Origin of the sequence: Filimonas lacunae, from assembly GCF_002355595.1 — a bacterium.
Taxonomy (GTDB): Bacteria; Bacteroidota; Bacteroidia; order Chitinophagales; family Chitinophagaceae; genus Filimonas; species Filimonas lacunae.
In genome coordinates, this window is record NZ_AP017422.1 from 6,313,824 (window position 1) to 6,338,979 (window position 25,156).

General features: G+C 42.3%; 21 protein-coding genes. 5 read left to right on the forward strand and 16 right to left on the reverse strand.

Annotated elements, in window-relative coordinates; all coding sequences use genetic code 11:
* Window positions 1-41: 41 nt before the first annotated feature.
* Window positions 42-515 carry a DUF6438 domain-containing protein gene (locus tag FLA_RS24770; protein ID WP_096511285.1) on the reverse strand — a complete coding sequence of 158 codons (474 nt, stop codon included), beginning with the start codon at window positions 513-515 and terminating at the stop codon, window positions 42-44.
* Window positions 516-636: 121 nt separating this feature from the next.
* Between FLA_RS24770 and FLA_RS24775 the strand changes: the two genes are divergently transcribed.
* Window positions 637-963 (forward strand): hypothetical protein, encoded by a 327-nt coding sequence (locus FLA_RS24775; RefSeq protein ID WP_076375388.1) that lies wholly within the window; start codon window positions 637-639, stop codon window positions 961-963.
* 115 nt (window positions 964-1,078) lie between these two features.
* On the opposite strand, the gene FLA_RS24780 is transcribed toward FLA_RS24775, so the two are convergent.
* On the reverse strand, window positions 1,079-2,149 hold the full coding sequence (locus tag FLA_RS24780; protein ID WP_076375390.1) for a hypothetical protein: 1,071 nt from the start codon (window positions 2,147-2,149) through the stop codon (window positions 1,079-1,081).
* Between the two features lie 328 nt (window positions 2,150-2,477).
* Between FLA_RS24780 and FLA_RS24785 the strand changes: the two genes are divergently transcribed.
* On the forward strand, window positions 2,478-3,716 hold the full coding sequence (locus tag FLA_RS24785; protein ID WP_076375391.1) for a hypothetical protein: 1,239 nt from the start codon (window positions 2,478-2,480) through the stop codon (window positions 3,714-3,716).
* Window positions 3,717-3,809: 93 nt separating this feature from the next.
* Here the strand turns inward: FLA_RS24785 and FLA_RS24790 are convergent, their stop codons facing one another.
* The 8 genes from FLA_RS24790 to FLA_RS24825 all read right to left on the reverse strand — a co-directional run bounded on the left by FLA_RS24790 (window position 3,810) and on the right by FLA_RS24825 (window position 16,018).
* Window positions 3,810-4,277 (reverse strand): hypothetical protein, encoded by a 468-nt coding sequence (locus FLA_RS24790; protein ID WP_076375393.1) that lies wholly within the window; start codon window positions 4,275-4,277, stop codon window positions 3,810-3,812.
* Window positions 4,252-4,680: a hypothetical protein gene (locus FLA_RS24795; RefSeq protein WP_076375395.1), complete on the reverse strand. Its 429-nt coding sequence runs from the start codon at window positions 4,678-4,680 to the stop codon at window positions 4,252-4,254. Before FLA_RS24795 ends, FLA_RS24790 begins: the two co-directional genes overlap by 26 nt.
* A gap of 206 nt (window positions 4,681-4,886) precedes the next feature.
* A complete protein-coding gene (locus tag FLA_RS24800; RefSeq protein ID WP_076375397.1) occupies window positions 4,887-5,558 on the reverse strand; it encodes a hypothetical protein in 672 nt (223 codons plus the stop codon).
* A 15-nt stretch (window positions 5,559-5,573) separates the two neighbouring features.
* A complete protein-coding gene (locus FLA_RS24805; protein WP_076375399.1) occupies window positions 5,574-9,950 on the reverse strand; it encodes a DUF6443 domain-containing protein in 4,377 nt (1,458 codons plus the stop codon).
* Window positions 9,947-10,354 carry a hypothetical protein gene (locus tag FLA_RS24810; RefSeq protein ID WP_076375401.1) on the reverse strand — a complete coding sequence of 136 codons (408 nt, stop codon included), beginning with the start codon at window positions 10,352-10,354 and terminating at the stop codon, window positions 9,947-9,949. The genes FLA_RS24805 and FLA_RS24810 overlap by 4 nt, the downstream gene beginning before the upstream one ends.
* Window positions 10,355-10,385: 31 nt before the next feature.
* Window positions 10,386-13,649, reverse strand: a complete 3,264-nt coding sequence (locus FLA_RS24815; RefSeq protein ID WP_144263949.1) for an RHS repeat domain-containing protein — start codon at window positions 13,647-13,649, stop codon at window positions 10,386-10,388.
* Window positions 13,650-13,668: 19 nt separating this feature from the next.
* Window positions 13,669-15,087, reverse strand: a complete 1,419-nt coding sequence (locus FLA_RS24820; RefSeq protein ID WP_076375405.1) for a hypothetical protein — start codon at window positions 15,085-15,087, stop codon at window positions 13,669-13,671.
* Window positions 15,088-15,376: 289 nt separating this feature from the next.
* Entirely contained in the window at window positions 15,377-16,018 is a 642-nt protein-coding gene (locus FLA_RS24825) for an RNA polymerase sigma factor (protein ID WP_076375407.1), read from the reverse strand.
* A 359-nt stretch (window positions 16,019-16,377) separates the two neighbouring features.
* Here FLA_RS24825 and FLA_RS24830 point away from each other — a divergent pair, with 359 nt between their 5' ends.
* Genes FLA_RS24830 through FLA_RS24840 form a run of 3 tightly spaced genes read left to right on the forward strand, consistent with a single transcriptional unit; the run spans window position 16,378 to window position 22,117 of the window.
* Entirely contained in the window at window positions 16,378-17,307 is a 930-nt protein-coding gene (locus FLA_RS24830; protein ID WP_159445053.1) for a FecR family protein, read from the forward strand.
* A gap of 13 nt (window positions 17,308-17,320) precedes the next feature.
* Window positions 17,321-20,752: a SusC/RagA family TonB-linked outer membrane protein gene (locus FLA_RS24835; RefSeq protein ID WP_076375411.1), complete on the forward strand. Its 3,432-nt coding sequence runs from the start codon at window positions 17,321-17,323 to the stop codon at window positions 20,750-20,752.
* A gap of 9 nt (window positions 20,753-20,761) precedes the next feature.
* Window positions 20,762-22,117, forward strand: a complete 1,356-nt coding sequence (locus FLA_RS24840) for a RagB/SusD family nutrient uptake outer membrane protein (RefSeq protein WP_076375413.1) — start codon at window positions 20,762-20,764, stop codon at window positions 22,115-22,117.
* Here the strand turns inward: FLA_RS24840 and FLA_RS32095 are convergent, their stop codons facing one another.
* The 6 genes from FLA_RS32095 to FLA_RS24865 form a co-directional block, all read right to left on the reverse strand.
* Window positions 22,118-22,372, reverse strand: a complete 255-nt coding sequence (locus tag FLA_RS32095; RefSeq protein WP_394337436.1) for a DUF6520 family protein — start codon at window positions 22,370-22,372, stop codon at window positions 22,118-22,120.
* A gap of 101 nt (window positions 22,373-22,473) precedes the next feature.
* Window positions 22,474-22,905, reverse strand: coding sequence for a MauE/DoxX family redox-associated membrane protein (locus FLA_RS24845; protein ID WP_076375415.1), 432 nt, complete (start codon window positions 22,903-22,905; stop codon window positions 22,474-22,476).
* Between the two features lie 78 nt (window positions 22,906-22,983).
* Entirely contained in the window at window positions 22,984-23,181 is a 198-nt protein-coding gene (locus FLA_RS24850; protein WP_076375417.1) for a hypothetical protein, read from the reverse strand.
* Complete coding sequence (locus tag FLA_RS24855; RefSeq protein WP_076375419.1) at window positions 23,168-23,419, reverse strand: hypothetical protein; 252 nt, start codon at window positions 23,417-23,419, stop codon at window positions 23,168-23,170. Before FLA_RS24855 ends, FLA_RS24850 begins: the two co-directional genes overlap by 14 nt.
* An 18-nt stretch (window positions 23,420-23,437) precedes the next feature.
* Window positions 23,438-23,839: a DUF5675 family protein gene (locus FLA_RS24860; RefSeq protein WP_076375421.1), complete on the reverse strand. Its 402-nt coding sequence runs from the start codon at window positions 23,837-23,839 to the stop codon at window positions 23,438-23,440.
* A gap of 3 nt (window positions 23,840-23,842) precedes the next feature.
* Window positions 23,843-24,466, reverse strand: a complete 624-nt coding sequence (locus FLA_RS24865) for a hypothetical protein (RefSeq protein ID WP_076375423.1) — start codon at window positions 24,464-24,466, stop codon at window positions 23,843-23,845.
* Between the last annotated feature and the right edge of the window lie 690 nt (window positions 24,467-25,156).

Consider the following 25,156-nt stretch of genomic DNA (forward strand, 5'->3'; position numbering starts at 1 on the left):
TGATAAATAAGGGCGTTGTTAACCATACCTGGTTATCACTATTATTCCATACGCTGCCACTGCTGTGTTTCGCGCAAGGTTTTTACAAAATCATACAAAGCTTTCAGCTCATCGGTGCCCCTTGCCCCATAATCATGAATCTTTTTCACTTTACTACCTTCATAGGTAATTTCCAGGTCCATACTGGGCAAGTCGGTAGCGCCTACTGTATACTCCTCTTTCAGGTTAGGAAAATCGGTAGCCATTAATAAAGCAATCAGTTGCTCGTAATTTCTGCCATCAATTACCGCACGATACAAGCCCTGCTGACCATTATTATGGCGCTGCGCCAAATAATTGGCACTTTTATCACTGCGCACCGTCATTTCAAAAACCGGGCAGGTGCCATAACACGGGGTAGCTTTTATAGTCAACTGCTGCACACCCGAAGTGGGTGGCGATTGCGTGGTATTTTTAGCGGTTTTACATCCCATCATTACAGCCGTAAGCAATACCAGGCTCATTATCATTTTCATACCAGTACATTTTCGCCCAAAGTAAGGAACAAATACGAATAACCCGCTCACCTCCCCCGTTTTCCGCCCAACGGTTATAACCTTTATCGCTTAACTTTGTTCTTATCGTAAAATATCCAATATGAGTGACTTTCTGTATTGCCACGACCCATTAGACGAAGAAGCAGGTGAATATATCTTACACCTGGGCAGGCCTAATGGACTGATTAAAATTATTTTGTTGGACGAGCAGGATGCCATTGAAGGCGATGAGTTTGTTCATAAAACTTATGAGTACGAAAACGACGACATCAGCGAAGAGTACCAGTTAGTGTTTACCCCGTTTGAAGGCTTAAGCGATAACGCCAACTTTTCTGCCGACGACATACAGGAAATACTGGATAACGCCTGGACTTATTGGGTAGATGTATTGGATTGGGAAGATGAAGAAGAGGAGGATGAGGAATAAGGTAAGGTAGTTTGCCTTATTAGGAATATTCATATAGGAATTGATTAAGGTCAGCAGTATACTGTTATCTTAATCAATTCCTGTAAATTATAATTCATTCACATCAGCATTTAAGCTACCACTCCCGTATCTTACCGTCAGATAGCACGTGAAATTTATCCCCACCATCTGTAATAAGTAATTTACCTGGCCCTAATGCTGCCACCTTTTTATAGTCCATCATTACTATATCCTTATCAGTAACATCCAGCGATAGTGGATTGTACACCTTACGCCAATTTTCCAGGCATGAAATCTGCTCACCTGCTTTTATAGCAAAAATTCCACTTGCCGAGCAAGCATACATACAACTATCAAAAGGGTTAAAACAAGCAGCACTTAAACCACGCATAGCATTAGCAGTATCTATTTTACCATAGTCTTCCTCGTCATCTCTGTACTTTTTATTATAATAACAAAGAACAGTGGCTTTGTAGTTATTCATCCTGCATAGCGCCGCTCTTAATGAAGACATATGCTCTAGTGTATGTACAGAATAAACTGCATCTCCCATTTGAACTAATGCGCGCACACCATCCATTGCGAACTCCATAGAATCGGCGAATACCGGAATAAACTTTTTTTCATCCAGATCAAACACCCTTAAATCTCCCCCAAACTCCCCCAAATAATACCCCATCCAAAGCTGACTTTTATCCGATATATCTGCAACCAGTAAAGTAGCAGGAGCTAACCAGCCACCATCAATAGCAACAATCCCTCTATTTGTATTGAGTGAACTATCTGTAAAATACCTCCTGTGTGACAACATCGCTTCAACACCGTGTTGCGTAATAGCATACATATTATTATGCTTATCAAAGGCAAGACCATAAGCATAATCCATAGAATGGCCAATAACTTCCCATGCATTCTTTTCAGACATCCATCGCTTTATCGATTTATCCCTCATTGTTGTTATCACCCGATTACTACGATCAACAGCAAGTGTAGTAACCAAACTATCCATTATCTGCGACTGATGCTGCCCTTCCTCCTGATAACAATACCTTACCAACACACTGTTGCTGGTAAGGGCCCACACCTCTTTACCCACTACTTTAAACTCCTCTATTTCCCGGGGCTTCCCAGAAGACAGTGGAAGCCGGCGTTGAGCAGCAACCATTACAGGCAAAAGACACATCATTAACAACAAGTATTTATTCTGCATAAGTAACCAAGATGGGAGAGTTAAAAATGATAACAAAAATTAACGCTGTAAAATTCCTTCGCCATTCCTACTCCATTTTTTGAACTTGCTCTGGAATGTGACACTATCTTTTGCAGAAGTGGATCTAAGGTTTACTATAACACCTCCTTCCCCCCTGAACAAAATGAACAGGCAAAAACACGGCTTTCTTATCACCTGTTTATATATTTATTCTTACACTTCTGTATATCCTCTGTTAATAGCCAACAACCACCAATTACACCAATACTGTTATTGAATATTATTAATATATCTATACATACACATGCCGCAACTGAAAAGAAAACCCAAAAGCAACCAGGCAAAAAAGCAGGCAGAAATCCTGCATAAAAAAGAATTCATAAGTAAACTCACCGCCTTTATAGATAAGGCAGCAGGCGAACCTGTTTCGAAACTGATACCCAAACCCGATCTGGATTTCATGTACCACTTTCGGGCAAATCCTTTGCGCATAGAATGTGCCCCAGGGCAGAAAATTCCAGGCAACATTCTTAAAAGCTGTAGAGAAATAAGCCAGGATTTATTCGACAACGAGCTCATCCCTTTTCGCATAGGAGCAATCAACATGCTAAACCTGAAAGACTTTACATCACTGGCATTAACAGTGTCGCTATTTACCAAACATCTACAAGCCGATTCTTTTCCGCATGCCCACATCGTACAACAAAAACTGGCAGGCTTTCATGAAAAATTCAATTTTAGCTATCTGAGCTCATTTCCCGAGCTACTGGATAGAATTATGACAACTATTTCGGCATTTCATAGCGAGGCATCTAAACAGTATTACCAATGCCTGCTTACATCAAAAGATGGCATTACCAGCACTACCATTTTAGTAAACTGCTACGCAATACCAGCAGAAAAAACACAGATCTGTATTAAAAACAAAGTAAGGCCGATTTATCACGTGGCAACCGGATTATCTAATATGCAAGGACAAACACCTTCCTACAACACCCTCCTTTTTGTTTCCGTTCTTTCCGAAGACCTATTCCTTCCTCCCGGTCAAATTTTTGATGTATATATACAGTCACACGCCATAGAGCGATTACAGGAACGCTTGCAAGGCGTACACAAAAACTTTATTCATTGCTGCTTTTTTATATCCCTAAACAATCTTAAAATATGCAAAACAAAAAACGGCACCTTGCTATTTGAATATTACCTGCTAGGTAATAAAGCGGGGTATTTTACCGGAGAAATTGTAGATAACAAAGTAATTCTCACCACCTTCCTCTTCCTAACCCACACCAGCACACCCGAAGGAGATAAACTATACCAGAAGCACCAGCTGACCAAACTAGACAAAAACTATTTATCCATAGATACCTTGAAAGCATTTGTTTTCTCCGACATAGCCACACACCCCGAAGTAAAACAGCTATTTATTGAAGCGGGTTGTGAAAGTCTTTTTAATATAGGCAAAGGGCTTTATCATAACCAGGAAGAGCAAACGGAAGTGCAGATAGCGAATACTATTTTACAGTATTTGAGACAGAAGTAAGGATAATAGATAAAATTTATGCAAAGCCCTGATCAGGCCTGCAACAGTCATCAACAAAGCTGGGAAGCGCTATCCTGATACACCAACAACCAATCACTCACATAGCTCCAACGCTTCCGATAGCGCTGAAGCAATCTCTTTTGCACCAGCAGTTATTGGCACTTCTACCTTCTGATAGGGAACAATATTCAAAAATCCCTTCCTTCCAATATTAGACATAGGAGAGAAGGTCAAAGAACCCTCTTTTAATGAAACACTAACATGAATACAATCTTTATAAAATGCAGATTCCTTTTCCAGTCCGGCTGAATTCAAAAAATCCTTAGTAGCTTCTTCCCAATCCGTAGGGAGGGGAACTCCATTTTGACTACTCTGCAATGCAACAAATACTTGTTCAACAACATCAACCAAAGAAACATTCCCCTTAAGCCATATATAAGGAGGAGTTGCAATACTTGGCCCCTTCGTTCTTGATACACTATGAATTAAATAATCTCCTTTTTTTGTGAATTTATATACAGAAGCCTGCTTTACATCAACCAACACTCCTTTCTTTCTCATATTCTATAATAATCGATTTTGCTTTTTGCACGTTTTTATCTGACATTTCTTTCTCAAAATTCTGCTCTAAATAATTTTGAATCACTCTATATTCATCCTCCGTATTAATCTTTTCCGCCTTAATAATTCTTTTAATCAACCTATTGTTATTATCATTAATAGTCTCACCATACAACTGACCATATAGAGCATTAAGAGACGCAAAATCACTTGTACTTAAATCATTTGCCCATTCGACAAAATCTTTAAGCACAGCTACTAACCCTTTCCGATCTTGCCTAGCTACTCCCATAGCAATAACATTCCTAAATTCTTCTATGATAGAATTTTTTTCCTTAGATGTCTTCTCTAAAAAATCCAGAATTGTAATACACCTCTTCCCTATCTCTTCAACTGTTTTCATATTAATAATATTAAAAAAAATCTAAAATTGTTTTGCACTTCTTTAAAATATTAGAAATAGCCAATCTATCCATAACAGTTCAATTTATCACTAGAAGAAAGCTGAAACACATCCAACACTCTACAACATATACAAACTAACACACATGCATCAACTTAACTATAAGACATATTATAAATACCATAAAAACACAATAATATTGTAACCTATACATTATTCAACACTTCACAAGAATAGCGCTTCTTATTCTTCAACTCTACAACAAACGTGTTATTAATCCATTTTACTTTTTTCACAAAATAAGCAATCTCATAGCCATCATACGGACGAAACTCCGCTATCTTAATCTTATCCACTTTATCACCAGCTTCATTGTTAAGTAGACAGTAATATACAAAAGCATTTTCATCGCCTTCTAACACCAAAGTTCCATTTAATTTCAGTTTATTATTAAACTCACTATACTGTGTAACAAACTCGCATTTCAACGCTCTTTCTATTCCAACTTTATAAGCGTTTTCTATAACAGTAGTATCGCTTTTGTAAAAAGAAGCTATGCTAAAAAGACCATTCTTTATGCACTCCCAAACATCCAATCTTCGCGCCTCTACATCTTTGGAATAATACTTTTCCTTATCAAACTCTATCCACAACTCTACAATATCTATCAAATCACTAACTTTCCCCTTTACAATAGCAACACCATTACTCACTTCTATGGTTGGTGAAGTAAGTTTAAGTAAAACCTTTTTAAACTTACCTACATCATATTTCCCTAACAGCATTCTGAATAAAAAGGAAAGATGAACATTCGCAGACATAAGTTCTTTATCAAATCCATTCTCGTCGTAATAATAAAGATCGATTTCGTTAATCATAAACTTTTTTTTATTCTACCATAACCAGTGATCAAGAAGAGGTAAAAAGTTTTTAGGCGGTCTAAAACCGGTTGGTCCATTATACTTATAAAATGTAACCAAATACCTTTCTAAATCTAAAGCAATCGCTCTATTAGGCAAAGTTGCAATATAGGCACCTGAATAACCGCCCCCCAGTTTAGCCAACTGCCTTTCAAGTCTTGTATAAGAACCAGAAAGAGACTTTGATGTAATCCCATACTTATAAACAGTGCCTGTAGCATTATCAATTATACGATATATTTTTGTCTCTCTATTTGCCAAAGATACAAATCCACTAACTGAAGCTTTAATCGCCACCTTTCCCAATCCGGTAAAAGCAGCTTTGATCAAGAACAAATCTGAAGCAGCCAAAGCAGAATGAATGGCACCCGACATCCACCTTCCCTTATAAAATTCATCTGCCGCTTTCTTGCTTTCACCCACAAATGGCACATAATCCCACCCATTCTCTTCATATGGCATATATTCATCAGAGATAGGCATCTTATAATGAATTCCTGTTGTATAAAAACCTTCTTTAGATGTTACGCCGTTTGCATCGGTAGAGGTAGATGAATTATATGTAGGATCTGTCCAAACATGCAGAGTTTGGGCCGACTTATCAAAAAAGAATGAAGCAGGGCTTCCTTCAAAGGTATTACCATCCGATGTATGCTGATAGCGCCCTGGTTGAATTGTACCGTTCTCAATTCTTTTCTTTAATTCCTCCCAGCTTATATTTTCAGCCCCCATCGGATCGATCCAGTAATTAGGATCGTTGTAAGCAAAAGAGTAAGAAGACCAGTTATTAAATTCATCACAAAGCGGATCTTGCTGATGAAACCGTCCTAATTGTTGATCATACCCTCTTATTTTAGTTTCATACCAATTCAGACCTACATCACCATTTAGCTCAGAACCTGCATTAAACTTTAACCTGTTAACCTTACTAAAGTTCAATGCCCCTGTAGAAATTCCTGCCATCGTTAACCCAAACGGATAATAATGCGTTTCCTCCAGTATCGCCCCATGTATATGTGTCACCTGCAGGTTATCAAAATATACGTTCTGATTCTGTGTTTCGTTCGAAACAAACACATACAAATAACCATTCTTGGTAAGATTAATGGCGCTTGACGGCATGTGTGTGGTAAACGAATTACCAGCCCCTACCTGGGAGCTACCAGAGCAGGCAGCAACATAGTTAAACTGTTCATCAAACAACACCCATTGCACATAGGCTTTAGGCACTATGGGGTTATTGCCCCGGCTGTTTAAAAAAGTTCCTATCTGAGTGCTGAAAGAACTACTAGCTGCCAATTCTGCAACACTTGCTTTATTAGATACTCCGCCTATACCTGCACTCAAAGCTGTTACCAGATCACTCAGCAAGTTCACAGGCACATCAATCTGCGAATCGGACCACCAGCTGTTTGCACGGTAAGTAAAGGCATCGCCAGCCATTACCTTCAGCAATATGCCCGGGCCTATTTTATTACCACTGCCATTTACCATCGACACCTTATCGTTGGGATTCGTGTAGGTATCAGTGGGATAACCGCTAGGCTTATTAACACGGGTGGTATTTACGTTGGAATAAAACGTTTCCTCCGTAGCAGCAGGAGCGGTTTCCATACTCGCAGGCGGATAAGCATCTGACCGCTCGCCTTCCGTAAGCACCATGCGCACATTACCTAAATGATCTTTTACAAAATAATCATAGCTCAACTTCGCCGCTATACTGCCAGCTGCCGCAGTATAAGTAACACGTCCCTCTTCATGACTAATAGTTTGCAGCTCGTTATTAATAAACGTATTAGCATTTAAATAAACGGTATAATTAGCCGGCTTGCCGATTTCATTCACAACCTTGGCCCACTTTTTTCCTGTGGCATCATACACATACCTGATAGTGCCTTTATTGGCAACAGTGATCAACTGGGGCAGGTTCAAAAAATTATAACTAATGCCCTTTATAGTGGCTGTCCCAATATCTTTATTCAGATCTTTCAGCAAATTGCCACTGCTATCATATGTATAATCTACAGCAGCATTGGTTTTTGTGCCACCTAAAGCACTCAAATAGATAGAAGAACTTCTAAAATCGCCCAAACCGGTGTTTACATCGTTACTACTATCGACTACGTTCATCAGCTTATTACTACCGAAATAATAATTATAACTAAGATTATCCAACTGTAGGATACCAGTTCCCTTCAAGCCCCAATGCTGCATCCGTTTAATATTACCATTGGCATCATAAGCCGTATTAGGATCAGCCCCATCCCCCATTTTCATATTGAAGTTTACCGTGGTATTGCTCCAGACGCTTCCGGTGTATTGGCCAAAGTCGGCTTTAAGTATGCGACTCGCAGCATCATACGCATATTCGTACCGGCGCTTTTCTCCATCACCTTGAGTACGCCATACCTGCACACCAATGTTGCCGTTATAGTATTTAGCGGAGCTGGAATAAACTGCATTTTTATCATAGCCCAGTTCCATACCAAAGTAGTTGGCGGTGGAACTGCTGTTGGTAATGTAGCTTTTATTTATGCCCAACAGCCATCCACGGATATTGTAGCTGTAGGTGAGCGTTTCAACGGGTGTGGTCAAATATCCACCTGATCCATTCTTTTTACGTCCCAGCTTCTTCTGTTGCACCTGTCCTAGTGCATCATAGACCAGTTCACTGATAGTTACATTTGGCAACCAGGTGCCACTGTTTACATTGGTATTACGTACTCCTTTGCTGATGTAAGCTAAGCGTAGCAGACTATCATAGGTATAATAGCTGGCGGTAACAGTCGTTTGCGCATTGGTGCCGCTTTTGGTTTGGCGGTTGATTACTATATAAGGTTGTCCGCTAAATGTATATTGGGTATTAACAAGATCAATACCGCCGCTGTAATTATTACTTTGAGTTTGTATAACGCGCCCCCTGTTATCGTAAAAATTGATACTATATAAGTATTGGGCAGTATCCAGCACTTTAACCTTCATACCGGTTACCAGCCCTTTGAGTTTGCTGCTTTGGGAAATGTTATCCTGCGGGTAAGGAAACACAGAATTACTGGCCGCTACTCCATTGCTTTCAGTAGTACTACGTGTAGTTCCAAAGGGGTTACCCGACCAGGTATAGTTGTCGTAATAAGTTTCTATTAAAAGTTCAGTCAAACCACTTACACCCGGATAGTCGATACTAGAACTAGCCGCAGCTTGGTGTGCGCTACGGGTAGTAACATTGTTCCACAACCAGGTTTGTATAGGGCGGTCAATCGCATCATAACGGCTTACCACCCATTTACCTGCTGCACGCATGTTTCCATCGCGGGTAAGCACCACCCTATCACGGGCATCATACACTATTTCTGTTTCAAAAGCGCCTGGCACCTTTTTTACAATCATCCGCCGCTTACCATCATACTCATACCGAAAACATTGTTCATTATACAAAGTGGCAGTAAACATCCAGCTGCCTGCCTCCAACAACTTTACCCCTTCGGGCTGAATCACAGCCCGCAACTGCCCTAACAGGTCGTATACGTAATAAGTACATAACCAGCCACTATGCGCACTGCCAATACCAGTATCCACAGCAGCTGTCAGCTGCACTTTTTTCAGCACTATCTTACCAGCCTTATCTGTAAATTCTATTACCTGCTTACCTTGCTCATCCCGCGTAACTGTCTTCAACAAATCGCCGGCACGATAACTGCTGTCTGTGATATAACTGGGCCAGCTACCACCTGTGCTTTGCACCCGCCATAACCGCACCTCGTCGACCGTGGTATTGCACAAGAATTTTTGAATAATGCCATTGCCAGTATCTTTTACCCAGCTATTCCCTGCTGCATATGTTCGGGCCACCCGGTTTAAGGGTGACGCTTCATATTCTGTTTTACTATAGTAAAAGGTTTCACCCTGTCCATTAATGGGACTACTGGCACCAGCATAAAAACTTTGTTGCCCAGCCAGCGCATTCAGTTTAAAAGCACCAGTCACTTCATTAGCTGCATAAGGCAAATATTGACGCAACACACGCCCATACACATCATACACCACCGGTGTTACCAAATCAACTGCAGCGCTGCCTGTTATCATAGAACCCTTTCTTGCTACCGTTTGCAAAGGCCTGCCCAATCCATCAACATACTGAAACGTTAGCTGTGCCTGGTGCAAAGTATTCGTTAGCGTGATATTAGCAGTATTGGTTTCTGGTTTTACCACCTGCCAGGAACAGATATAATTGTTCAGATTGGTAACATAAGCGGTAGTAGCCGGCACTGTTGCATCCTGTGCAATTGCATATGAAACAGGCAATACGCCTAATACCATCAAAAGCAATAAGTAGTAGTATTTTGTTTTCATGGCCTGTTTTTTTGTAAGATGGTAGAATCGGGCCTTTTCCCTCTCTCCTGTAACACCCATACTGAATCTTTATACATACGATACTGATTCTCTCCTAATACGGTATAGTATAAAGAATCCCTGCTTCTGTTCACTTCCAGCATTTTGCTACTGAACTCTGGTGTTTTCCAGAATTGACTGAATACATATCGTTTCTGTTCAGCTATCTTCAACTGGCCGTTAAACAGCGCGGTTTGCTGTTCAGCTGACAAGCTGAATATGCGATTTATCAACAGGCAAACTTTACGCACTTGCTGCGAATCAGCCTTTTGCCCATTCTCCTTCCTGGAGTCAGGCTTTTGCTGTGCCATTACCGGAACAAACGCGGTAAATATCAACACCGCAATGAGTATCAATATTTTCATACATTTTCTTTTATGTTATTGTAAACAGGAATTAATAAGTGCTTACAGGCTGCCCGTAATAATGATAGAGATGCTTTTTAATAATATTACCATCATCATCTTTTACCAGCTGTAGCCGGTTATAAGCATCATAAGTATAATAGGTTGTTTTTCCGGAAGGATCTGTTTCTGATGTAATACCCACCAACGGCTTCACCGTATAACTAGTCACCTGCGCCACTGTACTAGCCAATGCATTGCGTAAGTTATTGAGTTCACTTTGTAAAGCAGCATCATTGGCAGGGCTTTGCAATATACTGTTGTTGACCAGTGATGCCACTGTATCATAATCACTACCTGTGATCTTTGCCACCAGGTAAGTGTTATTATATCCCCATAACAACACTTCATTTGGTTTATTATCCACCCGCTGCTCCTGTACATTCCCCTTACCATCGTAGCGGGTAATGTACAATACTGACGAATCTGAAAAGCTGGTATAATTCCGTATTTCGGCAGGCTTCAACTTCCCATTAAAATATTGATATACAGTTTTGGTTGCAGACAACATTAACGAATCATTCCCTTTTTTTATATAGGTAACGGTTTCAATAGGCTGCAGGTAATTCATTGTTAGCAAAACATCTTTCCGCAAACTTTCTGTAGCATTTAATCCAAGCCTGAAACTATTGTTGCTATTAAATGCATACTGGTGATAGGTAAGCTGTATATTACCATCGTTCAGATAGGTTCGCTCACACTTTAAAACCGGGCGAAGCGCGGCGGTATGATAATCATACTCTTTCCTCAATTCGTTAACCTGTCCCACTCCATACTTCATGGCACGCTCCACTTTCAGGCCGCTGAAAAGACTGGTAAAATAATATGGCTTCCAACATCCCAGACAAGGATACAAATTAGGCGATTCTTCGTTATTGCAATACTGAGATCTGTAATAACCGGTAACCTTGTAGGCCAATTGCCTGTTTATCATCATTTGTGTGCCTATGGTATGATCGTCCGGAGAAAAGCGCAACTCTTCGCCCCAAAAACCCAGCCCCAGCGACAAATTTTTTATAAGCAGCTGTCCCGAATTATCATACACTTTTTCCGACACCACCTTACCTCGCATATAACCGTAATCAGGCCAGGGGGCTACCGGAAATTCATCATCACTAATATAACTCAGGTTGCCATCGGCTGCAAAACTGTATTCCCTTTCGGTATATCCGTTACCCGTTTCCCTCGTTGTAACCTCGGGGTAACAAACATAGGAACCACCCTCAGCCGAAAGAGGATACTGGCTACTGGAAGAAAGACGTAGATATTCGCAAAAACGTATAGGCGTTGCACAACCTCCTGCATGTATCACTATTACAGGACTAATCAGTAACCCGCTGCTGATAGTAGTATCTGTAAACCAGTTATACTTATAATTCACGGTATTAGTTACATTAGTAACAGGGTCATATTCTCTTAATTCTTTTACCCTAATACCACCTACAGTGAAAGCATCTTTGTAATAATAATTCTCTTTATAATATATCAAAGGGGCATTATAGTTCAATTGCTGCCAATAAGCATATATTCCATATATGCCTTCATTTCCAAAAGAACTACTAAAAGAAAGCTCCAGCCTGTAATTTCCGTTATCTAAATCTATTTTTCTATCGTAATCATTGGTAAAGTGTATCACTTCGTACTCTGTATACTCAAATACACGAATTATCTTTACCGTAAATGTATTATAGGTGTACCCATTAATATAATAACGAAATGAAACACCTTTCTCAGTACTGTTTATAGTAAATGAGTGCTGGTAAGCAGGCTGTGATGGATAATCAAAGGTAAAAGCTGATGTGTCAAATTGCTCGGTAGTATAATATTTCAGATCGGGTCGCAACTGATTAATTTCTTCAGGTAACGCTTTATTACCCTCATATATAAACTCACGATAGCCACCTGTAGGATACGTAATCTTATTTAACGTATAAGTCTCTGCAAAATGTGGATTGGCCCTGCGTTCAGCGAACTCATCAACCACTAACGGTGCGTTAAACCAGGTATAAACACCATTAGGCAATTGTGAGCTGTTATAGTTAGGTCCGTTATAATATCCCCAATAATCTGTATCAAATGAAGTAGTAGCTGGCAAATTTTCCCCTTCAAGATAACTAAAGGAATGTACAACACTATCTGTATTGTTTAAGCTCATTTCTGCCAGGTTCTTCAATTTCAACCGGTTACCAGTAAAATAACCATGGTTCAGGTGAAATGATTTTTGCACCTGCAAATCGGGTAAACTGAATAGTTTAATAGAATCAATCATTTTACCGCCCGACAAATCAGTTCTGCCACCGGAATTATAGATAACCAGTTTTGCATTTCCGGCAGTAATGCTTTCCAGGGTACTTTCATACACTAAAGTAGTTACCCATGTTACATTAGACATGTTATCCTCCGGAGTACAATCAACCCCCACCGCCCCCGTAATGCGGTAATGACTTCCCGAAACGGTTGTAATAGAAGTGTTAGTAGTACTATAAGAGAAATCAACAGAATGTTCCTGCGTTTTATCTTCCATTTTAATCATATGCCAGGTGTTATAATAATTACTCCCCCCAGGTGGTATACCATAGCCACCTGATGTAGTAAAAATCACCTGCGAAAATTCCGGAACGCCAAACTCATACCGATTACCTTTATCATCTGTAATAAGCCAGCCGGTAGTTTCAGCACTGCCGCTTGCCAAACGCTCAATAGTAACAGGCAGCTGCTCGGTTAGCTTGATGGTACCTGTTTCATCGAAAAAGAATTTACCACTAATGCCATTACATTCAAAGTAATAGAGATCAGGTTCCATGTCTAAACGGTTTCGCAACACTTCATTCACATTTTGTAAAAAAGTAGTAGAAGTTCCCGGGAAGCCCGATGGCTTCAGCGATGAAGGCAGGATACCGTAAGGCCCATCATCCGGTACACCGTTCATAACACGGGTAACACGCCCACCTGCGCCTGCCAAATTCCACCCCAACCCTACTGAACTGGCAATTTCTTCCACCTTAATGCCACCGTTATTATAACTGATACCTACTGGCACAGTAAGCGGCCCATCAGATAACTGACAAAGTGGAATATTAATGGGCGTGGTGCCCGTAAAACTTCCCACGGGCTTTTGTTCAGCCTTGAATAACGCCGCCGAATTGGGCGAAACCGGCACCGGGTGTGGATAAGACCCGTTAAAAGGTGTTTGGGCGGCACTTATACCTGCCACTACTAAACACACTATAGTAAAGTATAGTCGTTTACAAAACATACAAGCTTATATTTATATGTTATTTGAATGAATATTCTATACGCCACAGCAACGCTGGTGTACGGGGCACTTGTGAGTAGCTGAGAAAATCCCACAACACCTGCACCTTGGTGCGTTTAAAGGTTTTACTACGCAGGGAAATGATTTTACAGATACCCACCAGCCCGCTCTTTTGCCAGCTGCTAATAGGCGAAGCATGGAGGTTGGCCAGGGAGTCAAGAGAAGGACGATAGTTTAACTCGTAACCACCGGTGGCCCAAAAACTACCTTTCAATTGCGCTTCCATAAAAGAACGCAGGCCTAGCCCCTGGGCAGATAGTTGTATATGGCTCCAACCGGTTCCCCAACCTATTTTTCCGCTTATCCCCGTACCAACTATCCATTTATCAGAAAGCTTATATCCTACAGAAACAGCGACATCTGTAGTTACCGGAAAATAGTAACTGGCCCTTTGTGTTTGTATATTCATTCCAAGGGTGATGCGCTGCCATAAACTTTTTGTTTTTTGATTGTTAGGCTGAAAAGAAGACATATCCGCATTGCCGCTACCATAGCCACCTTCTTTATAACCTGTAAGCTTATTTTGCACCTGTTGCAGATGGCTTTGTGGAGATGGCATATTTTGCTGCATAGCCGCATTCGCCACCTGCATACTTCCATAACGGCTTGTCAGGCTGGAGGTGACCATTTCGCGGGTTTGCAGGCCTACAGGTACTGTAGCATCACTTACCTCTGCACTACCCGGAATGGCAAACAAAGCAGCCAGTTGCGAGTGTTGTGCAAAAAAGCGCTGAAAAGCAGGTAATTGTTTTACGGAAGAAAGCAACGCATTTTGCATCAACTGCGGGTTACTAAGCATTTGCCTATATTGTTGCATTTGGGCTTTGTAGTAATAACACTGCTTATTAAACTGTTGCCACTGTTTTAACATGCCCAGTTGTTGTAATTGCTGCTGCCGTTGTTGCAGAAACGTGGATGCCTGCTCGGAAATATTCAACTGCTGTTGCACCTGTGCCACCTGCCCCAGGCTTTGTGTAATACGAGAATCGACTGCAGGCAATTTACTTTGAACAAAATGCAAAGCAGTTGCTATTGAATCCACCCCACTGTTATACACGCTACGAAAAACATCCGCAGGTGGCAATGGTTGCAGTAATTGTACATAGCCAGTATCTGCATTCAAAAACAATTGCTTTGCCAGCAGACTATCTTTTAGCACCAACTTGTTGTACATGGCCGTTTCCAGCTTTTGCAAACGGTGTATATAGCGTTTCGTTTGCTTTTGTATGCGCACACCTGTGGCATCCAGCTCACTGTTTATTTGCCGGAACGCTTTATCCGGTAAGTGTAGCATGTCGGGTGCAGACTGTTGTGGCGTTTGCCGGCCATTGGCGTGTAAACACAACAGCATGCCCAGGGCCGTAAGAACATAGTTCATGACCTTGTTATTTAGCTTATAAAAATGGTTTACCAGGCACTTACATAACAACAATACCCGGTGAGGATATAGAATTTACAGCAATCAGTTTTTTCCAGGAGTTGCATAAATAAGGCAGGCCAGCCAATGCAGCATGGCCCACCCTTTACCCCCTCCAGGATAAATAAGAACGTATCATAAAAACAGTTACCTTTTTACTTCCCGTCAATAAAAAAGTAAGCGCCTTCTCTTATTATAAACCGGAGGGAGATACTGATTTCGGAGTGAGACAAAACGCTTTAACGTTTAATTAACATACATAATCTGCCAGCTGGCCGCGCAGTTTTAACCGGGCCTGCTTAATAATATATTCAGTAGTAGTAACAGACAGCTTTTCGCTTTGTGCAATTTCTTTACAGGTAAGGCCATGCAAAAGCAGCCGAAAAACCCTGGCTTCCCTGCGTTCCAGGCTGTGTTCCAATACATAATTGGCATCGCCTGCCAAAGTGTTATAATGCAGGGAACCTCCTGGTTCACTTTCGGCTTCGGATAGCCGGTTATCTAAATATACATACCGGTGCTTTCGCTCTCTTTTTTGATAATCTACATAACAGTTACGCGCTACCCGGAACAGGTATTTCTCTATAGCCCGCTGGCTATCCAGCTTGTTAGCCGCTATCCCCTCCTGGTACATCCAGCATTTTACCAGGGTATCCTGCATAATTTCTGCCGCTACTCCTTTCGATCGCGTTAACACTAATAGAAAAGAATGCAGTTTTTTATGTGCCTTTTCATAAGCATGGTTTCCGGAAAGCACTGCTGCTGCGGATGTGTCGGGCGGCTCAAAGGAGGAGTGATTACTTAAACGTTCGAAAAGCATTTTAAATGCCTGCAGGCTTTGTGCAAATAAAAGTATTAGCCAGCGGAAGGGGAATTCAAAAATTAGCGTCATTGTTTTCTTTTTAAGAGTGTTAGTCTGGACCATGGCAGCTTTACAAGCAACTCCACTTGTAAAGCAAACGGGAAGGATATATGCCGCAGGGCGAGGATTTTACATGATCTGTAATAAAAATAATGTTTTTACCTGCAAAAAAGAAAGTTTTTGCACAACTTTCCGCTGCCATAACCTATAGAATATTTATTATATGAACAACTTGTTCCTTTTAAATGCCAGTATGAATAAAATTTATAGTAAAGCATTTTGTTTTACTGTTTTTTACTCCTTAGTTTTACTGCACAATACTGGTTCCCGTTCGGTATTGCTGTTGCCCTAACCAGCAACTGCTTTCTATTTATTTATAATAAATGCCCATGAAAGAAAAACGGGAACGCTTAACCTACCTGGCTTCGCTGTTTATTGAGAACAAAATGACACAAAGCGAGGCTTCAGAATTTTTAGACCTTATTTATGCAATGGACGGCCCTGACCGGCACGAGGAGTTTTTATCTAACCCTGCCAACCAGCAAAAGCTGGACGCCATTAGCCGGCAGGAAAACATAGCCGCTCAACAACAATTCGACAAAACATTACAGCAATTTAACCGGGGCCGGTATTTTATGTTCAGAGCCGGCCTGCCAGCCTTGCTGGCTATCACTGCCCTGGTGGTATACCTGTGCCATAAGCCCCGCATGGAAACCTGGCCTTACGACACGTACAACACTTTTGCCGATGGCACTAAAATTATATTGCGGGCAGGATCAGCCTTACAACACAATTACCAGAACAAAAGGGAAGCCACCCTAACCGGCACCGCTTTTTTTGATATTTCACACAACCCCGCCTATCCTTTTGTGATTAAAAGCACTGGCAATATCGAAACCAAAGTACTGGGTACGTCGTTTAACCTCAACACTACTGCACAGGGGTATAAATACATTATTAATGTAGCTACCGGAACAGTTCAAATAAGTATGCCCCAGCAGAAGCAAATACAGGTAAAAGAGGGAGAACAGTTGCGTATAGCATTCAACAATAGCATTGAAAAATTACCGTTCGACCCTATTCAGCAAAACTGGATGAAGCGCGACCTGCAGTTTACAGACGAACGGATGGATAGCATTGCAAACAAGCTGTCCAAAAGGTATGGTATACAATTTCAGTTTAAAAAAGCCCGCATTCCGCATACCGTTGTCACCACTAAATTCCAGGGCACCGAATCGTTGCATGAAGTACTATCGCGAATCTGCGAACTAACTACCTGTAGCTACATCCTGGAAGAAAAGAAAGTATCGTTTTTTTAACCCGATCACTATTATGAAGCCATTTACCTTACTATACCTGCTGTTAATATTGACTATCGTAAACTTGCATCCCTTCCCATTGCTGGCCCAGAAAGTCAACCCGGTAGTGAACGCCTGGTTTAATAACTGCCAACTCACCGACGCTTTTAACCAGCTGAATAAAAAATACAATCTCAACATTTCGTTTAGTAAAACAGCGCTGGCTGCTTATACCACAGGCTATATACATTACCCACAGATAAAGCTGGCAGATTTATTAAAGATATGGAGCAGCAAGCTTCATTTGCAATGTATTGTGCACGACCAGCTGATTATTATACAGCCTGCCCCCCGGGCCGACACCAGTAACCATGTACCCAAAACCTATACCTTTTCTGGTAAAGTAATGAATAAGGAAGGCGAGCCTTTATATGGAGCAGTGGTTACCTTACTCAACGAGCATAAGGTGAGTACTACCTCCGAAGAAGGTATGTATGAAATAACCACTACCCACCCCACCAACACAGCCACCATATCCTATACCGGCTATGCCACTGCTATTATTTATCCTGCCACCACCCGGGAAACAGTATTGCAACCCGCTACGGAACAACTTCCCGCCGTAGCCATTCAAAGCGGCATTCAAAAACTGCCTGCCGAACTGGCCACCGGCGCCTATAATGTGCTCACTGCCGAAGCCTTAGAGCGCAATAATTTTCCGGGCAATTTTTTAGACCGCATCAGCAGCCTTACCAATGCCATCAGCATTACCAAAAACATACCCTTGGGTTCTATTGCCAATGAAGGCGCTTACTCGCTACGCGGCCGCAGCACCATTAACAGCAACCCGCTGCCTTTGCTGATAGTAGACAACTTTCCATTCCAGGGAAACCTTAGCGACATTAACCCCAATGATATAGAAAGCATCACCTTTTTAAAAGACGCCACCGCTACCAGCATCTGGGGCGCGTTTAGCAGCAACGGCGTTATTACCATTACTACCCGCAATGCCAGCGTTGGAAAAAATGCACTCAAGGTGGTAAGCAACACCACCCTTATTACTAAACCTGATGTGTATTATACCCCAACCCTATCGGCACGATCGTATATAGAAATGGAGCAGCTATTATATAAAAACAATTTCTACGATGTTTCGCCCACCTCTACCACCTACCTGCCCCCTGCGGTAGAGTTACTCAAAAAGGAACAAGACCACCTTATCAGCACTGCTCAGCTGAACCAGCAACTGGATAGCATGGCCCACAACGATATTCGTAACGATATTGCCCGTTACTATACACAAACAGGTTTTAACCAGCAGTTGTTTATCAGCGCCCAGGGCGGGGATGACTACTTTAAACACTATTATGCCATGGGCCTGGAAAAGCAACAGGACAACCTTACCCGCAACGGTAGCCGGCAATTCACCCTTACCTGTAAACACACGCATTACCTGCTGCAAAAACGCCTGGTACTGGCCGCCAATCTGTTTATTACCAGGGGGGCAGTATCTGCCATTAATGAAGGAGCGCCCGGATTACGCCCCTACTTCCGGCTGGCAGATGCCAACGGCAATCCGCTCGCGCTTACCACCCCTTACCGGCAAAGCTTTATGGACACAGTGGGCAAAGGCTTGTTATTACCCTGGAGCAACAAGCCCCTGCAAGACCTGCGACTGAACAACGTACAAACCAACAGCACCCATCTGCGCTTTAACCTGTCTATTTCCTACCAGTGGAAAGCCTTGCATATAAACTTGCTATATCAATACACGGGCGCTGCCGATACTTACCTGGATTGGAAAAACAAACAAAGCAGCTATGTAACCACGCTGGTAAATCAATATTCACAAATTAACTATGCTGCCAGTACTGTATACCGTCCCATCCCGTATGGAGATATAGCCGACAAAACCACCAACCCCATTACCGCCCATAATGGCCGGCTGTTATTGAACTATAAAAAACACCTGCTGCCTAACCTGAACATCATCAGCATGGCGGGTGCAGACATCTACACTCAAACAAACGTATTTACCACCCAACGTACCTATAACTACCATACCAATAGCATGGCAGAACAACCCGACTACTACACCTCTTATCCCCTATTAGGCAAAACCCTGAGTAGCAAAATACCTTATGTTTATTCAGAGGTGCGGTATCGCAATAATTTTATTTCGTATTACACCAACCACATCCTTACTTTCAGCAACCGCTATAGCATTAGCGCCAGTATAAGACGCGACGCCACCAACCTGGTAGGCGCAAACACCAACAACAAAGGCGTTCCGCTATGGTCAACAGGTGGCGCCTGGCGTATAGACCAGGAACCTTTTTTTAAAACCCCTGCCATCAAAGAACTCAAACTGCGCATCAGTTATGGCAAATCAGGCAATGTAGATAATAACGTTTCGGCCCTGGCATCAGCCACTTATTCCAGCGCCACCAACCGCTTTAAAAACAGAATCGGCCGCATTACCAGCCCTCAGAACGAAAATCTGCGCTGGGAAAAAGTAAGCACATTTAACTTGGGCATTGACTTTACCATACAAAACCGGCTAAATGGCAGCATTGACGCTTACTGGAAAAAAGCCGATGACCTGATAAGCGAAGGCAATGTAGATCCTACACTTGGATTAACTTCTTACGTAGGCAACTTCGGTTCTATGCAATCAAAAGGCGTAGACATTGCTATTCATTATACACCAGTGCTGCGGAAATCATTTCGCTGGAATACATCACTATTGTTGAGTTGGAATGTGGATAGGGTAAGTAAGAATAAATACAATAACCCTGCTATTAATGAATTTCTGGGAAATACAGCTTTAAATGCCCCACCTGGCACCCCATTATACTCTATTTATGCACTTCACTACAAAGGACTTGACGAAACCGGCAATCCTGTTATCCTTTTGAATGGAACGCCTTCTAACAATTATATTGCTTTACTGTCTTCCACGAACATCAATAATGTAAAGTATTATGGCCCCAGCAGGCCTACCATATGGGGATCTTTCATCAATACACTTACTTTTCAAAAGCTATCTGTAAGCATTCTATTATCATTGAAAGCAGGTTATTACTTCCGACGCCCCAGTATTACATATTATACTACCAGCACGGGCAGCAATATGGGACATCCTGATTTTGATAATCGCTGGAAAAAAGCAGGCGATGAACAAAACACCATGATACCCACATTTAAATATCCTATTGATATCAACAGAGATGTTATCTACACTTACTCTAATACATTGGTAGAAAAAGCGGATCATATCCGGTGCGAGAATATTAAGATGAGTTATCAACTCCCTACATGTACGCTATCCCTTTTATGCAACAACCTGGGGATTATCTGGAAAGCCAATACACAAGGCATTGACCCGGACTATATACCCAATGGCCTGCAAAGAATTAGCCCACCCGCCAAAACATTCACCTTTAACATCACCCTTCATTTATAAACCCAATATATGAAAGCATTGATCACCATTAGTATGTTACTGCTATTCACTTGCTGTAGCAAAAGCTTATTAAACGAATCTCCCTCTTCCCAAACAACAGAGCCTGTTACCCTTGGCGATTTTTATGCCCTGCTGGACAATGAAAATGTAATGGACCAAACACCGGCTTCGATAGAAGCATCGGCCGATGATTATTTTTTTACGGATGCCTACTTTGACAACATACTCACCATACAACAAAACACCTACTTATGGGCAAAGGACATTTACCAGGGCAATACCAGCATTACCGACTGGAACAGCCCTTATTACCAGGTGCTGCATTGTAATGTAGCACTGGAAGGATACAACAAATACTTCGAAGCTGACAGGCAGTATGAATGGCAAAACCTAAAAGCTACCGCTTTGTTTAAACGCAGCATGGCCTTTTACAACCTGGCACAATTATTTGCCCCGCCTTTTGACAGTACTACCATGGTTAATCAAATGGGCATCCCCTTACGCTTAACCGCATCTGCTAATGAACCCATATATCGCCCCAGCGTACAAGCTAACTACGATAGAATTATACAGGATTTACAGGAAGCGGCCACCCTTATCAAACAACCCACACCCGACACCTCGCGCAACCGGCCTTGCAAAGCCGCAGTATTTGCGGCACTTTCTCGGGTATACCTTTCTATGAGAAATTATCACAATGCTCTGCGCTATGCAGATAGCAGTTTATTACTATATAACAGGTTAATTGACTACAACACCATCAGCGCTACTTCCTCTTCACCTTTTACGGTATATAATGCAGAAAACCTGTATACATCCAAAATACCCTCCAATTACTTTCAATCTATTTTGCCTGTGATAGGGCAGGCTTATATAGACACCTTGCTATACAACTCCTACATCCCAAATAATGATGTAAGAAAAACCTTGTTCTTCACCACTACAGACAATAAGTTGTACCGTAGAAAAAACTTTTATGATGGCACAGCTGCTACTTTATACACAGGTTTTGCGGTAGACGAAATGTACCTGGTAAAAAGCGAATGCCTGGTAAGAACAGGCAATACAACAGAAGGCATCAACTGGTTAAATCAACTATTAACTACCCGGTATAAAAAAAACACTTTCACACCCTATAATCCTGGTAATTATTCGGAAGCCCTACAAATAGTATTGCAGGAAAGAAGAAAGGAAATGGTGATGCGCGGAGCCCGGTTTACCGACCTCAGAAGGCTTAATCTCGAAGGATATGCGATTTCGCCACGCAGGCACCTCCATGGCATAACATATCTGTTATCCCCTAACAGCAATCTATATACCTTGCCTTTACCACCAGGCTTAAATTTACCGCAAAACCCACGCTAATTAATTCGATCCTAAATAAACGCCAAACACACAAACACTATATCCGTCGGGAGAAGAAGCTGATACAACATATGTACATGGGTCGGGTCGGGGTTGCTCTGTACAAACCCAGGACTCTCCTGCATATACAAATCCCTGCCCGCTAATGTAAACAAACTGCGGCTGATCCTCACAAGGGCTATGTATTTTTTTCAAAGCAAAACTAATGCCTACACCAAACACTAAAGCCAAGAATGATAAAGAGAACTTTTTCATACGATAAAGCTTTATAGACAAGAAAAAATGGAAATGGTTATATCTTAAAACTAGGTATTTCCCTGCTTATTTCTGTAATATTTTATACAGATGCTACCATCTTACCCAATTGCCTTTTCCCGCTTGTTACTACTAAACACGATAGCTATAACAATAAGCAATAAAAAACACAGGTTCAACCATAAATTCTGGCTCCAGCTTAAAAACCGAACCACCCCGCCGCACGAACAGGGAACGTAAGCGAAAAAATTATTAATTATCAGCAGGGTATAAATAGTATAAACCACAAATAAAAACAACGCAACATACATACCTAGCTTACGGGTACTTCTTTTCAATAGCAATACCACCAACACTATTTCATATAACAATATTATCCAGATTAGTACTTTAGACAGCCATAAGGGCAGAGGTTGGTTCAACATGTCGTGACGCATGGCGCGTACATTCATCATTTTATACATGCAGATAATAGTAAAGAAGAAAACAAGCAAGCTATTCACCCCTTCTACAAAAAGGTGTTTCATTCTCATTTCAGTGAAGTTTGCGCACAATATACTACCTATGGCATCAAAAAACAGAAGCTGCCTGTTACAGCAGCTTCTGTTCTGTTATTTTCCTCCTTTTTTAGATTGAGATACAATGGTTTTTAATAAAAAAGAAACTCCAAAGCTTACCACCGCCCCCACTGCCGCCAGCACAATAGTTTTGAACAGCTCTGTGGCCGGCACCGTTACCGCCAGTGTACAAAGCGTGCCCCCGGCCATGCCTGCTATGGAGTTGCCATCCCAATAATTATTGCTGTTCATCGCCCAGCAACGACCTGAGAAATTCATCACTCACTGCTGTCTGGCTTACAGCAGTGATCACGCTTCCGGTTAGTGCCAGGTAACCGGCCACTTTTACCGCGATGGCTGGCAGGGCTATGGGCGCTGCCGCCAGCACACTGCTCACTGCTGCTAATAGCAGGCCTATAGTACGCAGCTTTTTAAAAAAGGGTGGTGTGGGCGCTTTGATGCGTTGTGAAACGGTTAATGGTTTTGACATAACATCCCTTTTAAATGGTTATTCACTTTTTACAATCACCAGTGTTACGGCTTCCTCTTTGTCCAGCGCTGCGTTTACCAACTTCACCAGCGGTAGAAACACAGCCCGCGAACTTTCGCCACGGCCTGCTCCGGTAAGTGTGCTTACGGGAGCGATACACCCGCGAAGCTCATTGAGGGCATTGTTAGCCGGATGAATTAATATCAGGCTGCGGCCCTTTACCTCTTGCACCAGCAAATGATGTCCCCGTTCTACTTTAAAGCGCTTAGCCAAAGGATAAGTACCTTCCGGTATGCAGGATATCTGTGATTCATTTTCTTTCCAGGGCAGTTCAATGGTAAAGCAAAATGGTTTACCATCTATTTCTAACCTGCCATTGGTGCCCTGTTTATGGTAGGTTCGGTGTATTTTAATTTCCATATACTATCCTCCAAATAAGGTGAATACAATATCGCTTTGCTGCCCAAACTCTTCCTCGCCGTTCCAGCACACACCCATATACTCGCGGGTTTCGGCAATGCCGTCTGTGCCAAGCTCGCGACGGTCTTTAAAAGGCGACACGCGGGGCCGGCCCAGTAATTCCCAGCCTACCGTGCCCTTGATACGGGCATACAGGCATACGCCTAGTTGTTGCGCTTTATTAAAAGTGATAGCAACAAAGCCCGGAAAGGTTTCGGCTTTTAGCACCGGCTTTACATAGTTAGTATCAATGTTGGTGCTGGTACCTACAATACCCAGATCGCGTCCGATGTTATCGGTATAGCCGGTGCTGCGCTTAATGATTCCTGCAATGCGTACCAATTCGGACAATTCATTGCCATCCAGGCCATTTTTGGCCGATAAGGCTTCCTGGTATTCCTGGTACTTAATGGTTACCTTATTGGTTTTATCCGTAACGCTGCCGGTAAGGGTAGCTACCAACGTTACCAGCTCAGCCGGCAGGTTTAATACATCTGCATACACAGGCACTTTTTCGCCAAAATTGTACGACCATCTGCCCCTTTCCGCATCGTTGCGCGGAATGAAATGATTATATTTTTTTGCCATTTCTTTTAGTTTACAATGTGTTGTGAAGTAATAAATGAGTCCGGCAGGGCACTTACACACCCGTTGTATTGTTGTCTACTTATCGTGCGCACAACTTTCCCACGTGCGGGAGCGTACTCCCCGCCATAAGCGGAGTGTGTTCGCCACCATGGTACTGTACTTACAAGAGGGTGCGCACACTGTGCACACGTGTGTGCTTGTACTCCCCTTACCGTGGGGACACTGTTACAAACCCCATGTAAGTACTATCCCACGTATGGGAGCGTACTCCCCACCATAAGCGGAGTGTGTTCACCACCATGGTACTGTACTTACAAAGGGGCGCGCACACTGTGCACACGCGTGTGCTTGTACTCCCCTTACCGTGGGGACACTGTTACAAACCCCATGTAAGTACTATCCCATGTGTGGGAGCGTACTCCCCACCATAAGCGGAGTACGCTCTCCTCCTCCGTACAGTACTCCCCACGGTAAGCGGAGTACGATACAGAGGGTATGTAAGTGCTAAAAACCGGAATGAAAGGGCGGTGGCAAACCGCGGTACACATACCTTGCTTCCTGCGCAGTAACCGGTGAAACAAGAGTAAGTGACCCGCGGCCGAACGGCCGTTCTGCACCTATGCCCGATTGCAATGTAAAGAGACAAAGAAATGTGTACACCTACAAAACCTACACTGCCCCTACATTGGC